Origin of the sequence: Arthrobacter sp. ES3-54, assembly GCF_029504395.1 — a bacterium.
GTDB lineage: Bacteria > Actinomycetota > Actinomycetes > Actinomycetales > Micrococcaceae > Arthrobacter.
Genome location: NZ_JAQFIF010000027.1, coordinates 1 through 13,114, shown reverse-complemented (window position 1 = coordinate 13,114; position 13,114 = coordinate 1). Strand labels below are relative to the sequence as shown.

The following is a 13,114-nucleotide window of genomic DNA, read 5'->3' as shown; positions in this document are numbered from 1 at the left end:
ATGGGCCAGATTACGAAACGCTCCCATAAGCTCTCCGACGGCCGGGACATCATCTATTTCGATGATGCCGATACCCTGCTGCCCCCGGACCGCGGGGAGGACCTGCGCGCGCCGGCGCTCCGTCCGCCCACGGCCACCATGCGCCAGGACGTCCTGACCGGGGAGTGGATTTCGATCGCGGCCGCCCGGCAGAACCGGGTGGTCCTGCCTCCCTCGCACCTGGACCCGCTGGCCCCGGCGTCGCCAGAGAATCCCTCGGAAATTCCGAGCCTCTACGACGTCGCCGTCTTCGAAAACAAGTCCCCTTCCTTCGGACCTGAGCTGGCAGCGGCCGCAGCACCGGAGGGCCGGGATGACCTCGCCCTGGTGGGGCTGGGGCGTAGCCGGCAGTCCGTGGGCCGGTGCGAAGTGGTGTGCTTCTCCCCCGAACACACCGGTTCCCTGGCGGGGCTGCCGCTGTCCCGGATGCGCACGGTGGTGGAAGCCTGGGCGGACCGGACGGCCGCGCTGTCCGCGCTGCCCGGCGTCGAACAGGTTTTCCCGTTCGAAAACCGCGGCGAAGCGATCGGCGTGACGCTGCACCACCCGCACGGACAGATCTACGCCTACCCGTACATCACGCCCCGCACGGCTCAGCTGGTCCGCACGATCGAGAGCTACGGCGGCTCGCTGTTCGAGGACATCCTCAGCTTCGAGCAGAAATCCGAACGGGTGCTGCTCCAGGGCGAGCACTGGACGGCGTTTGTCCCGTTTGCCGCGCGCTGGCCGCTGGAAGTGCACATCCTCCCGCACCGGCACGTCCCGGACCTCGCCGCCACGACGGACGAGGAACGCGATGAGTTCTCCCGGCTGTACAGCCGGCTCCTGCGCGGCGTGGATGCCCTCTACGACACCCCCACTCCGTACATTTCGGCGTGGCACCAAGCTCCCGTCCACGCCCACCGGGACGACATCCGGCTCATGCTGCAGCTGACCTCACCACGCCGGGAGGAGGACAAGCTCAAATATCTGGCGGGGTCGGAGGCCGCGATGGGTGCATTCATCGCGGACATCCCGCCGGAAACGGCAGCCGCCCGACTCCGCGAGGCCATGGAGAGGGCCGGGCTCGAACCATATTGCCCCGAACTGCCAGCAACAGAACAGGAAGCCGCCCAGCCATGAACAAGGTCCTGCAACTGGGAAGTGAGTACTTTTCCAGCCAGTTCGGCGGCGCGCCGGACGGTTTGTGGTCGGCGCCCGGACGGGTCAACCTGATCGGCGAGCACACGGATTACAACGGCGGCTTCGCGTTTCCGATCGCGATCGACAAGCGGACCACAGTAGCGGCCCGCGCCCGTGCAGACCGCCTGCTCAGGGTCGCAAGCAGTTCCTTCCCCGGCGTGGTGGAGGTGAGCTTGGACGACTTGGACCCAGATGCCCTCGCCGGCTGGGCGGCCTACCCGCTGGGCGTGGCCTGGGCGATCGCTGGCGGTGCGTCCGGCAGCGCCGCGTCCCGAATGTCCGGCGTGGACCTGGCGCTGACCTCGGATGTCCCGGCCGGTGCCGGGCTGTCCTCCTCTGCCGCCGTCGAATGCGCCGTGGCCCTGGCCTTGAACGATCTCTGGGAGTTGGGGCTGGACCGGCAGGAACTGGCGCGGATCGGCCAGCTGGCCGAGAACAGGGTGGTCGGCGCACCCACCGGCATCATGGACCAGTCGGCCTCGCTCCTGGGCGAAACGGATCATGGCATCCTGCTCGACTGCCAGAGCCTGTTGACCGAGACCGTTGCCCTCGGCTTCGCCGGCGCCGGGGTTGGGCTCCTGGTGATCGACACCCGCACCAGCCATTCCCATGCCGACGGCGGCTATGCCAGCCGCCGCCGGTCCTGCGAGGACGGCGCCCGCCGTCTCGGCGTCGGAAGCCTGCGGGCACTGCGCCCGGACGACCTGCCCCGCGCCGCAGCACAGCTCGACGGACAGACGTACCGCCGGGTCCGCCACATCATCACGGAGAACCAGCGGGTGCTCGACACCGTCGCGGCCCTGCGGACCTCCGGCCCCGGTGCCATCGGGCCGTTCCTTGATGAATCGCACCTCTCGATGCGGGACGACTTCGAGATCTCCACCCCCGAGCTCGACCTCGCCGTGGCCAGCGCGCAGGAATTGGGCGCCCTCGGCGCGCGGATGACCGGTGGCGGCTTCGGCGGGGCCGCCCTGGCCCTGGTCCGGAACGACGACGCCCGCAAGGTGGCCGCGGGCATTACCCGCGACTTCGCCCGTGCCAGGTACACGGCCCCGCACATCTTCCCCGTCACCGCGTCCGAGGGCGCCCGGCGGGAACTGTAGCCTGGGACGCCGTTAGGTCGGCGCGTTCCTAGGCCCGGACCAGCCGGGCGGCGTCGGCCAGAAGTTCCACGGAACGGAGCCGGGCCTCGGTGCCGGTGCTCTGGTGCGCCACGATCAGTTCGTCGGCGTCGGCGTGCGCCGTGAATTCCTCGAGGTACGCCAGGACGGCATCGGGAGTGCCGACGGCGGAGTACTTCATCATCTGCGCCAGGTGCTGGCCCTGCGGCGAGTCCAGGATCATGTCCGCCTCGTCGTCGCTGAACACGCGGCCGTTGCCGAAGAACAAGGAGACCCTGGCGCGCTTGGTGGCCTGGAACATCGCTTGGGCCTCCGCGGCCGAATCCGCGGCAATGACGTTGACGCCGGCAATCACGTGCGGGGCGTCGAGCTGCGCGGAGGGCCGGAATTCGCGGCGGTAGACAGCCACGGCGTCCTGCAGCGCGTTGGGCGCGAAGTGCGAGGCGAAGGCATACGGCAGGCCCAGCTGGGCGGCCAGCCTGGCGCCGAACAGGGACGAACCCAGGATATACAGCGGCACATTGGTGCCCTTGCCCGGGGTGGCTTCCACGCCCTGGATCCGGGTGGGGCCGGTCAGGTAGCCCTGGAGCTCCAGGACATCTTGCGGGAAGCTGTCTGCCGACATCGGATCGCGGCGCAGGGCGCGCATGGTGTTCTGGTCACTGCCCGGCGCCCGGCCCAACCCCAGGTCGATCCTCCCGGGGTGAAGGGTTTCGAGCGTGCCGAACTGTTCCGCGATGGTCAGCGTAGAGTGGTTGGGCAGCATCACGCCACCGGCGCCGAGCCGAATGCTGGAGGTGTGGGCCGCGACGTGGGCAATCAGCACGCTCGTGGCGGAGGAGGCGATCGAGGACATGTTGTGGTGCTCGGCGTACCAGATCCGCCTGTACCCCCGGTCCTCGGCGAGCTGCGCCATGGCCACGCTCCCGGCGAAGCTCTCCGCCGCCGTCTGGCCCGGGCCGATGGTTGCGAGATCAAGAATGGAAAGCGGAACAGTCACGGAAAGCCGGCCTTTCGTAGCGGAGCAGTGTACGGGCCGGAGTTTGGAACTGCGGTCCTGGGCGGCACCGGGTTTCCGGCGCGGGCACACTGGGGTCAACGACGGCGGAGCCCGGGATATTTCTGCCCATATTTCTGCATCGCTATATCTGCACTGCTATATATCTGCACTGCTATATGCACTGTGCCAACGGCCCACGCCAGCCCGGCCAGCCCGGCCGGCTGCTGCCTGCTGCCTGCTGGCTTCTGTTGCCTGCTACTACTTCAGCGGGATCAGCTGCACGAGTGGTTGTAGTCGAGGCCACCGGAGATGTACTGCGTCATCGAGACGCGGCCGCGCGCGGTGAGCGCCGGGAGGGCGCAGCTCGCTTTGGCGCCGGCTGCCGATCGCGCTCCAGCGAGCCAGCTCGGCAATCCTGCCAGCGGGCTGGTGAACTTCACGGCTCCGGCGATCTTCCGCCACTGGTAGGCGGTGGAGTAGAGGCCCACGCGGGCGCCGATCTTCTTGAAAGAGGCGGTCATGCCTTCCAGGACGGCGACGTTGGCGGCCTTGTCTGCCTGCCAGGTGTTTTCCGTTTCCACATCCAGCCACCAGAGGTAGGAGTCCGGGTTGCTGACCCCGCGGCGCTTGGCGTCGTCGGACGCCTTGGCCCACCCGTACATGTAGGAACAGGCTTTGAACGACCCCAAGGCGCAGTTGCCGTAGGGGTTGGTGACCTTTACCCCGTCGTAGATGTTCGAGGTGGGCCACCAGGATCCCTGCCGGCCGGGGTTCGCGGTGTTGACGTACAGGGCTACCTTCGGCTGCGCCGTCCCTGCAAGGGACTTTGCCGCCTTCGCCCAGGCCAACTGGCTTGCCAGGCAGGGGTTCGTGGTGTTGGCCAGTCCGTAATTGACGCCGACGATTGCGAAGGCGCGCTGCTTTGCCGGGGTTTCACCGCACTGCGGCCAGGACACATCGATTCCGGGTCCCGAGGAGAGGGCCGTAGCGGCCGACGCAGCGCTTCCACCCAGGAGGACAAGGCCGAGGGTCACTACAAAGGCCAGTACGATGCGCGGGAACGAGTTGGGCATGCCACAGTCTAAGGCAGAATCGCTAATCGGTGGCGTAATTCGGCAGCTGCCGATTTGCCTTCGAAGCGTCCACAGGACCGCGCGGACAGCCCCGGAAACGGCGCGGCCTGGCCGTGGCATGTGGTGCGGGACGGAACCGCATCACCGGACAGAACCCGCGGCCAGCGAGGTCGTGGCCAAGGAAGTCTTCAGGGCCGCCCTCGCCGAATAGGCGGGTCTTAGCCGGGTCCGGGAGCACCGGACCCGGCTAAGCTAACCGCATGGCCATCAAATCCACCGCAGATAAAGTCGCCACGATCCAGAAGGGCTACACCCTGGACGGACCCACGATCGAGCTCGGGGCGGCGATCGTCGATGGCGAACTCCACATGGACGCCCCCGTCCGGCTGCCGCTCGCGATGATGAACCGGCATGGCCTCGTGGCCGGGGCGACAGGCACCGGCAAGACCGTCACGTTGCACATGATGGCCGAGCAGCTCTCCACAGCGGGCGTGCCCGTGTTCCTTGCCGACATCAAAGGCGACCTCTCCGGGCTGGCCACCGCGGCCACGGGCAGCGACAAGCTCCTGGCCCGTACGGAGAGCATCGGTCAGGCGTGGTCCGGAAAGACCTTCCCCGTGGAATTCCTGGCCCTCGGCGGCGACGGCAACGGCATCCCGGTCCGCGCCACCATTACGTCCTTCGGCCCTATCCTGCTCTCCCGGGTCATGGACCTAAACGAGACCCAGGAATCCAGCCTGCAGCTCGTCTTCCATTTCGCGGACAAGAACAACCTGGAGCTGATCGACCTCAAGGACCTGCGGGCCGTGATCCAGTTCCTGACCTCGGCCGAGGGCAAGGACGAGCTCGAGGAACTCGGCGGCCTCTCCAAGGCAACCGCGGGCGTGATCCTGCGCGAACTGATCACGCTCGAGGCGCAGGGCATGGAGAAGTTCTTCGGCGAACCCGAGTTCGACACCGCCGAACTGCTGCGTACGGCGCCGGACGGCCGCGGCGTGGTCAGCTGCCTGGAGCTGCCGACGCTGCAGACCAAGCCCATGCTCTTCTCGACGTTCCTCATGTGGCTGCTGGCCGACCTTTTCGAGGACCTGCCAGAGGCCGGGGACCTCGACAAGCCCAAGCTCGTGTTCTTCCTGGACGAGGCGCACCTGCTGTTCAACGGCGCTTCAAAGGCCTTCCTCGACGCCATCACCACCACCGTCCGGCTGATCCGGTCCAAGGGCGTCGGCATCTTCTTCGTGACGCAGACCCCCAAGGATGTCCCCGCCGATGTCCTCGGCCAGCTGGCCAACCGGGTGCAGCACGCCCTCCGCGCCTATACCCCGGAGGACGCCAAGGCCCTCAGGGCCACCGTGTCCACGTTCCCGACCAGCGACTACGATCTCGAGGAAACCCTCACCACTGCCGGCATCGGCGAGGCCGTCATCACCGTGCTGAATGAGAAGGGCGCCCCGACCCCTGTGGCACTCACCCGGCTCCGCGCCCCGGAATCCGTGATGGGGCCCAGCACCGATGCCCTGATCTCCAGTTCCGTTGCCTCCTCCGCTCTCCTGCCCAAATACGGCACCGCCGTCGACAACATCTCGGCCTACGAGAAGATCACCGGCACGGGCGCTGCCCCCACCGGGCCGGCCGCCGGGACCGCACACCAGGGCGGTGCGGGCCAGGGCGGCGGCTTGAACCCCAACGCCATCGACGCCGAAGCCCGACGGATTGAGGAAGAAATCCTTGGCCGTCCCAGCAGCCGTCCCGCGCCGGCGCCGGGGACGCCCGAACACGGTAAAGCGCCCCAGCCGCGGGCCCCCCGACCGGCGCAGCCGGCGGACGGCGGCGGGATCGGCGGTGACCTCGCGGGAGCCCTCGGCGGAGGCCTCAAGAGCATGGCCCGATCGCTGGGGACCCAACTTGGCCGGGAGCTACTCCGCGGCGTCTTCGGCACTTCTTCGAGGCGCCGCCGACGCTAGGGACAAGCACGGCGGCGTCCAACGGGATGGTCTTGGCCCGCTAGCCCGACGGCGGTCAGCCATGCTCCGCGTCACAGATGCGGACCGCGACGCGGAGATTCCTGTGGGGTGCAGGTAACGTAAGAATCGTGCAGATGAGTCAGTCGTTGGTCAAAATCGCAGCAGTGTGGCTGCTCGGACTGATGCTTGCCGTGGCCGGGGCCATCGTGTCCATCAACCTGGTGAACAACTCTGTTGCCGGTCCCCAGCAGCCAGTCCGCGAATATCTCAGCGCCCTGCAAAAGGGCGAGGGCGAAAAGGCGTTGGGGCTCTTGCGCGCCTCCGTGCCACAAAGCAACCCGGCGATGCTCGACGGAACCGCACTGCAAACCGCGGCCGCCCGCATCACCGACGTCAAGCTAGGTGACGCTGAAGATCGCGGCGCGAACCAAGTCATGGTACCCATGGACTACACGATCGACGGCAGCCACTTGCGGACAGAGTTCCTGCTGGAGCGCTCCGGCACCGAGTGGCTGTTCTTCCACAAATGGTCCTTCGTCCCGGCTGCGCTGCCCGTCCTGGACGTCACCGTGGTCAACTCCAGCGAGGCCACCGTCAACGGTGTACCGGTAAACATGCCCAACGGCCGCAACTCCTTGGCTGTCTTCTACCCCGGCGAGTACGAGGCCGCACTGAACGGCCAGTACTTCTCCGCCCCGGCCACCCGGGCAACCGTGACGGGCGGGGACGCGCGCCCGGCCTCGCTGAACCTGCTGACCGAGGCCACAGGCGCCCTGAAGGAGGCCGTGAGCGGCAAGGTCAAGGACTTCCTGGACTCCTGCGCCGCCGAGGCCGACAAGCAGCAGAAGCTACAGCCCGACTGCCCCTTCTACCACGCCACCAACAACCGCGTGATGGACGGGACCATCGACTGGAGCATCACGGACTACCCCACCGTCAGCATCGAGCCGTTCGGCGGCCGCTGGGTAGTAGCGCCCCTGGACGGCAAGGCCCGGATCAAGGCCCGCCAGGTGGACCTGTTCACCGGAGCCGCGACCGACATCAACTCCGTCCACGATTTCAGCTTTACGACCCGCCTGGACATCGACGGCGACACGGTCAAGCTCACGCCGCAGCTCAACTACTAGACCCTGGCTAACTACTAGACCCCGGTAACGACTAGACCCGGGGCCGAGCGCGCCGCGCCCCGCCTGCCGCAGAGTCCCTTCCCGTCACGCAGCGCAGACTTTGAGCCATGCGAACGAAAGCCCGGCTCCTCGGGAATCCCGCGGATTTGGGCCCGGTCTGTTCCAACGCCCACAGCCCGTAGAAGGGCGCAGCGCTCACACTCGTCAAAGCCGTGAGAACATCCATGGGCTCATGACCCGCCCCGCCCACCAGGCGCGGCACAGGCGGGCTGCCGTATGTGGATAATGCCGCGTCACGCCGGGCAACTTATCCAGGCCCCGGGAGTCGACGGGCGGCGGGATTCCGCGGCTACCGGGTCCGGGGAATGCCAAAAGGCTGCGGCCCGTGACGCGAGGTCACGGACAGCAGCCTTTTGATCAGGAGCGGCTCAGTCCATTCCGCGCAGGTCCAGGACCAGCTCGGTGTCGCCGTCGGCCTGCAGGAGCACGGGGATTCCCCAGTCCTGCTGGTAGAGGTGGCAGGCCGCGTGGTCCGGGATCTCGCCGTCGGCGTCTTCGGGTCCGTCGCACGCCGCCGCGCGGGCGGTGATGTGCAGGACGCCTTCGGGAACGTCGGAGGAAAGCACCAGGGTGCGCAGGAGTCCCACGGACGTTCCGCCGCCGGACACCAGCAGTTCGGGCGGTGTGGACGAGATCTTCAACTGGGTGGGATCGCCCCAGCGGTCGTCCAGCTTCTGCCCGGTGGGCGCCGTGAAGCGCACCGCCAGTTCGAGCGGCCCAGGCGCCACGGGGCTCTTGGGCCGGTGGGTCTGCACAGCGCCCTCATCCACCTGCTGGGCTTCCTTCGGGATGGGCACGTACACCAGCTGGTGCTTGTTGGCCTCGACCACCACCAGCAACGGCTCGGCTCCGGCGACTTGGGTGTGGTCCACAATCACGTCGGAGGGCTCGGACAGTCCGCGGGCCAGCGTGGAGACCGTGCCCGTTGCGGGGTCGTAGCGGCGGACCGCGCCGTTGTACGTGTCCGCGATGGCCACCGAGCCGTCGGGGAGCACCGTCACGCCGAGCGGGTGCTGCAGCCGGGCCTCTGCGGCGGGGCCGTCGCGGAAGCCGAAGTCGAACAGGCCCTTGCCCACGGCCGACTCGACGGTGATGCTGCCGGCGTCGCCAATGACGAGTTTGCGCAGGGCGGAGGTCTCGGAGTCAGCCACCCAGATGTTGCCGTCGGCGTCCTCGGCGAGGCCGGAGGACTGGGCGAACCAGGCTTCGGCGGCGGTGCCGTCCAGGAGTCCTTCCAGGCCGTTGCCGGCGATGATCTTTACGGCGCCGGAGGTCGGCTCGAAACTGAAGATCTGGTGCACTCCAGCCATCGCCACCACCGCGGCGTTGAGTTTGGTGGACCAGACGACATCCCACGGTGAACTCAGGGACACGGCAAGCGGATCCGCCTCGAGCCGGGTGCCGTAGGCGGCGCCTTCCTCGTCCACGCGGGCCGGCCCGGTTTCCAGCAGCCGCTGCACGCCGTTGCCGGCCAGGGTCCTGACGGTTCCGTCCGCGAGGGACAGCCCGCGGAGCCGGTGGTTCACCGTGTCGGCAATGACGACGTCGTAACCGGCGTCCGCGGCGACGTCCTCGGGCAGCAGCACCAGGCCCTGCGGTTCGTTGAACCGGGCTGTGGCGGCGTTGCCGTCGGCGTGGCCCTTTTCGCCGGAGCCGTACGTGCCCAGCACCGTCTCAAAGTTGGTGGAGAGTTCCACGAGCCGGTGATGGCCGGTGTCGGTCACCAGCCACGAGCCGCCGCCGGCGCTTCCGACTCCGCGGCCGGCGGGCAGGAACAGGGCCTTGCCGGGGAAGCGCAGCGTGCCCGACGTCGGTTCCGGCGCCACATAGGGGCCGTCGCCGCGGTGCAGGGTGCCCCTGGCCTCATGCTCGGCAATCAGTTCGGGGATGAGGACGGCGAGGCCGTCCGCGTGGCCCTCACCGGAGAGGTGCGCCACGATGTAGCCCTCGGGATCGATGACCACCAGGGTCGGCCACGCCCGGGCCGTGTAGGCCTTCCAGGTGTCCAGTTCGGGGTCGTCGAGGACCGGGTGGCGGATCTCGTAGCGTTCGACGGCGGCCGCCAGTGCCACGGGATCGGCCTCGTGCTCGAACTTGGGCGAATGCACGCCGACCGTCACGAGGACATCCGAATACTGCTGCTCGAGCGGACGGAGTTCGTCCAGGACGTGCAGGCAGTTGATGCAGCAGAACGTCCAGAAGTCCAGCAGTACGATCTTGCCGCGCAGGGATTCGAGGTCTAGGGACTTGCCGCCGGTGTTCAGCCAGTTGCGGCCCACGAGTTCGGAGGCGCGGACCCGGAGGTGGGTGCGTACGGTTTCGGTCATGAGCGTCCTTCCAGCTTTGAATTGCGTTCGGCAAGCCTGGCGTCGCGCTCGGCCAGCTTGGCAAACATATCGTTGTAAGCGGTGAGATCGGCGTCGTTATTCCTGTCCGCCGCCCGGTCGGTGCGTTTGGACTCGCGCGCGTCGGAGCGGGACCACATAACGGCGACGCCGATCGCCACCAGCAGGGTTGGCACTTCGCCGATGCCCCAGGCCACGGCGCCGCCCATCTGCTGGTCCAGCAGGGCCGAGGGGCCCCACGTCCGCCCCAGGTTGCCGAAGTAGTCCGCGGCCAGCAGCCCCGTGCCGCCCATGATGGCGACGCCGAAGAACGCGTGGAAGCCCATGGTGGCCAGCAGCAGCAGCAGCCGCATGGGGTACGGGGCGCGGCGCGGCAGCGGATCGGTGCCGATCATGGTGAGTACGAAGATGTAGCCGGTGAGGGCGAAGTGCAGGTTCATGAGCTCGTGGCCCACGTGGTCCCGCATCGCGTAGCCGAACGCGTCGGAGTAGTAGAAGAGCACGATGGAGCCGGCGAAGTTGGCGGCCGCGAACAGCGGGTGGGTCACTAGTTGCGAGAACTTGGAGTGGATGAAGATCATCAGCCACTCACGCGGTCCACGCGAGCTGTCGCGCCGCGGCGTGAGCGCCCGGAGCGCCAGCGTCACGGGGGCGCCGAGGACCAGGAAGATGGGGGCCACCATGGTCAGGGCCATGTGGTCCACCATGTGCGCGGAAAACAACACCCTGCCGTAGACCGACGGCGGCCCCGAGGTCACGTAGGTGAGGACCATGAGCCCGATCACCCAGTTGACGGTCCGGAACCAGGACCACGAGTCGCCGCGGTGCAGCACCTTCCGGACACCGAGGACGTAGGACACCAGGGCAAAGAGTGCGACGGCGACCCAGAGCCAGTCGAGCCGCCACTCCGTGAGCCATCGTTCTGGGGTCAGTTCCGGCGGCAGCTCGTAGCCGGAGAGGATGAAGGCCGGTGACGCGTCGGGGGCGAAGGTGGTGGGCTGCGGCGGGGCAGAGCGCCCCAGCGCCACAGCGATCCCGGACGTCGCTCCCATGATGAGCAGCTCCACGATCACCAGCTGCCACAGCACTTGGCGCGCCGACCTGCCCATGCCGCGGTTGCCCAGCTGCGGGATGACCCAGCGGCGGTGCATGAGCCCGATGCCGCCCAGCACAAGGACCGCCGCCGTCTTAGCGAGGATCAGTTGCCCGTAGGCCGACCCGAAGAGGTCTGCCCATGTGGTGAGGCGGATGCTGGCGTTGATCACGCCTGAGGCGAAGACCAGAACGAAGGCAAAGCCCGCAAGGGATGAGAACCGCCGGAGGGTTGGCTCGGTGATGTCTGCGGTCCGCGGGGATGCACCCGAGGTGCGTCCGCCGGCGCCGGTGCCGCCCAGGACTCCGGAAAGGACCGCCAGCATGATGATGCCGCCTACCCAGGCCGATACGCCCACCAGGTGAAGGCCGAGGGAGTTGATGGCGCCCTCGTGGTCGCTGGAGCTTGAGGAGTGCCCGATTAGGGCGGCGGGGACCAGTCCGATCAGCGAAAGGACCAGCGTCAGTGCCAGCCCGCCGCGGGAGCGCACCCCGAACAGGGCGGTGGTGACCACGGCCGCAATGATCACGACAGCCAGCCAGGCGCGTCCGGTTTCGATGTCCGTCATGAAGTACACGAGGGAACGGGTGAATTCCGCATCGCCGGAGATGCCCTGCCCTGCAATGTCCGCGTAGCCCAGGACCAGCACGGAGATCGCGGAGAGCGTCCAGACGGCGCCCGCCGCCGCGGCCACGGCCAGTGCCCGGGTGAAGGCCGGATGTTCCGGGGCGTCCTGATCCTTGGACCGGGACCCGTTCCTGTTCCGCGGGAGGATCCCGACGGCGAAGATAAGGCCGCCGATCACGGTGGCCACGGCGATGTTGTGGACCGCTTTGCTCACCGGCAGCCCCCAGCGCACCAGTGCGCCCGGATCGGAAACTTCGCGGGCGGCTGCCGCGCCGGAAAAGATGAGTGCCGCGATCAGGCCCACAAACAACGCGCCAAGGCCGGCGATCAGCCACGGCCGGGAAATCCCACCGGGACCTTGGCCAGGGCCGCGTGGGTCCCCTGGGGGAACGGGCGCTGCGGTTGTGGGCGTGGGATTTGCTGCGGAAGGCACACCTCCATTGTCCGCTACGCCGCCCTGCTCAGCGAATCGGTCACAATGGTTCGGCCGTGGGGATCGGCCCAAGCGAACAATATGGGGGACGGGCGGGGATCGGGCAGGGAACCGGCGGGGAACGCAAAAGGAGCGGCAACCCGAGGGTTGCCGCTCCTTTCAAGCCTGCGAAGAAGACTACTTCTTCTTGGCGACTGCAGCCTTCAGCTTGGAGCCGGCGGTCAGCTTGACGCTGTGGCCAGCGGCAATCTGGATGGTCTCGCCGGTCTGCGGGTTGCGGCCGGTGCGAGCTGCACGGTCGGTGCGCTCGACTGCGAGCCAGCCCGGGATGGTGATCTTTTCGCCCGCGGCGACAGAGGTCTCGAAGACCTCGAACAGTGCGTCGAGCACGGAGTTGACTGCTGCCTGGCTGGTGCCGGCCTTGCCTGCGACCTCTGCAACAAGTTCACTACGGTTCTTAGCCATTTATGTCCTCCTGGACGGTCATGATTTTTGGAGCCTGCACACGGCATGCGTACAAACCACTGTTCGAAAACTTACCAGCTTGGCGCCTCAGAGGTGGCAAATTCCGCGTGTTTTCGGCGTTTTTTGGGGAAAATCACTGGAATCGACGCCGATCGCGGCCAAATTGCGCCGAGAGCGGACGCCCCTTCGCCGGCGCCGATCCAGCGAGATCCTCCGCGGTCCTCGCCGGCGGTCTTTGCGCCGCCTGGATAGCGAGCCGGAGCGGCCTCGTGAGAGGCAGGGACCGGGCTTCTGGTGGATGTCTTGAGGTCTGAATCTACGATGGCCTCGGCGTGGCCCAGGGCCCAGGCCGGCGGTCCTGACGGGGCGTTATCGGTCCTGACGGGGCGTTATGTGGTGTGGGCTAGAGGCCAATTACCCCCGATGCGGCCAGGGACCTGCGGGGTATTTGGGGCTTTGGCGGCAGGACCTCAACGTGGTTGGCGGTCCCGTTTTGTGTTGTGGGGGTTAAATGCGGGAGGACCCCCAACCTTGGTTGGGGGTCCTCGACCGTGAATGGTGTTCCGGCGGTGACCTACTCTCCCA

General features: G+C 67.6%; 9 protein-coding genes. 4 read left to right on the top strand and 5 right to left on the bottom strand.

Features of this window, described 5'->3' with window-relative positions; all coding sequences use genetic code 11:
* Positions 1-1,161 (top strand): galactose-1-phosphate uridylyltransferase, encoded by a 1,161-nt coding sequence (gene galT, locus M2428_RS21875; protein WP_277528074.1) that lies wholly within the window; start codon positions 1-3, stop codon positions 1,159-1,161.
* Complete coding sequence (gene galK / locus M2428_RS21870) at positions 1,158-2,324, top strand: galactokinase (RefSeq protein WP_277528073.1); 1,167 nt, start codon at positions 1,158-1,160, stop codon at positions 2,322-2,324. The genes galT and galK overlap by 4 nt, the downstream gene beginning before the upstream one ends.
* Before the next feature lie 28 nt (positions 2,325-2,352).
* Here galK and M2428_RS21865 read toward each other — a convergent pair whose 3' ends face one another.
* A complete protein-coding gene (locus M2428_RS21865) occupies positions 2,353-3,342 on the bottom strand; it encodes an LLM class flavin-dependent oxidoreductase (RefSeq protein WP_277528072.1) in 990 nt (329 codons plus the stop codon).
* 272 nt (positions 3,343-3,614) lie between these two features.
* Positions 3,615-4,415 carry a hypothetical protein gene (locus M2428_RS21860; RefSeq protein ID WP_277528071.1) on the bottom strand — a complete coding sequence of 267 codons (801 nt, stop codon included), beginning with the start codon at positions 4,413-4,415 and terminating at the stop codon, positions 3,615-3,617.
* Between the two features lie 260 nt (positions 4,416-4,675).
* On the opposite strand from M2428_RS21860, the gene M2428_RS21855 reads away from it, so the two are divergent.
* Both M2428_RS21855 and M2428_RS21850 read left to right on the top strand, forming a co-directional pair.
* Positions 4,676-6,379, top strand: coding sequence for a helicase HerA-like domain-containing protein (locus M2428_RS21855; protein ID WP_277528070.1), 1,704 nt, complete (start codon positions 4,676-4,678; stop codon positions 6,377-6,379).
* A gap of 134 nt (positions 6,380-6,513) precedes the next feature.
* The gene (locus M2428_RS21850; RefSeq protein WP_277528069.1) at positions 6,514-7,506 is read left to right on the top strand and encodes a hypothetical protein; all 993 of its coding nucleotides are present in this window, start codon (positions 6,514-6,516) and stop codon (positions 7,504-7,506) included.
* A gap of 428 nt (positions 7,507-7,934) precedes the next feature.
* On the opposite strand, the gene M2428_RS21845 is transcribed toward M2428_RS21850, so the two are convergent.
* The 3 genes from M2428_RS21845 to M2428_RS21835 all read right to left on the bottom strand — a co-directional run bounded on the left by M2428_RS21845 (position 7,935) and on the right by M2428_RS21835 (position 12,529).
* Positions 7,935-9,893 (bottom strand): NHL domain-containing thioredoxin family protein, encoded by a 1,959-nt coding sequence (locus M2428_RS21845; protein ID WP_277528068.1) that lies wholly within the window; start codon positions 9,891-9,893, stop codon positions 7,935-7,937.
* Positions 9,890-11,929: a cytochrome c oxidase assembly protein gene (locus M2428_RS21840; RefSeq protein ID WP_277528090.1), complete on the bottom strand. Its 2,040-nt coding sequence runs from the start codon at positions 11,927-11,929 to the stop codon at positions 9,890-9,892. The genes M2428_RS21845 and M2428_RS21840 overlap by 4 nt, the downstream gene beginning before the upstream one ends.
* A gap of 312 nt (positions 11,930-12,241) precedes the next feature.
* Complete coding sequence (locus tag M2428_RS21835) at positions 12,242-12,529, bottom strand: HU family DNA-binding protein (protein ID WP_011776355.1); 288 nt, start codon at positions 12,527-12,529, stop codon at positions 12,242-12,244.
* Between the last annotated feature and the right edge of the window lie 585 nt (positions 12,530-13,114).

Coding starts and splice junctions, on each gene's coding strand:
- galT (WP_277528074.1), top strand. CDS start 1: ATGGGCCAGATTACGAAACGCTCCCATAAGCTCTCCGACGGCCGGGAC.
- galK (WP_277528073.1), top strand. CDS start 1,158: ATGAACAAGGTCCTGCAACTGGGAAGTGAGTACTTTTCCAGCCAGTTC.
- M2428_RS21860 (WP_277528071.1), bottom strand. CDS start 4,415: ATGCCCAACTCGTTCCCGCGCATCGTACTGGCCTTTGTAGTGACCCTC.
- M2428_RS21855 (WP_277528070.1), top strand. CDS start 4,676: ATGGCCATCAAATCCACCGCAGATAAAGTCGCCACGATCCAGAAGGGC.
- M2428_RS21850 (WP_277528069.1), top strand. CDS start 6,514: ATGAGTCAGTCGTTGGTCAAAATCGCAGCAGTGTGGCTGCTCGGACTG.
- M2428_RS21845 (WP_277528068.1), bottom strand. CDS start 9,893: ATGACCGAAACCGTACGCACCCACCTCCGGGTCCGCGCCTCCGAACTC.
- M2428_RS21835 (WP_011776355.1), bottom strand. CDS start 12,529: ATGGCTAAGAACCGTAGTGAACTTGTTGCAGAGGTCGCAGGCAAGGCC.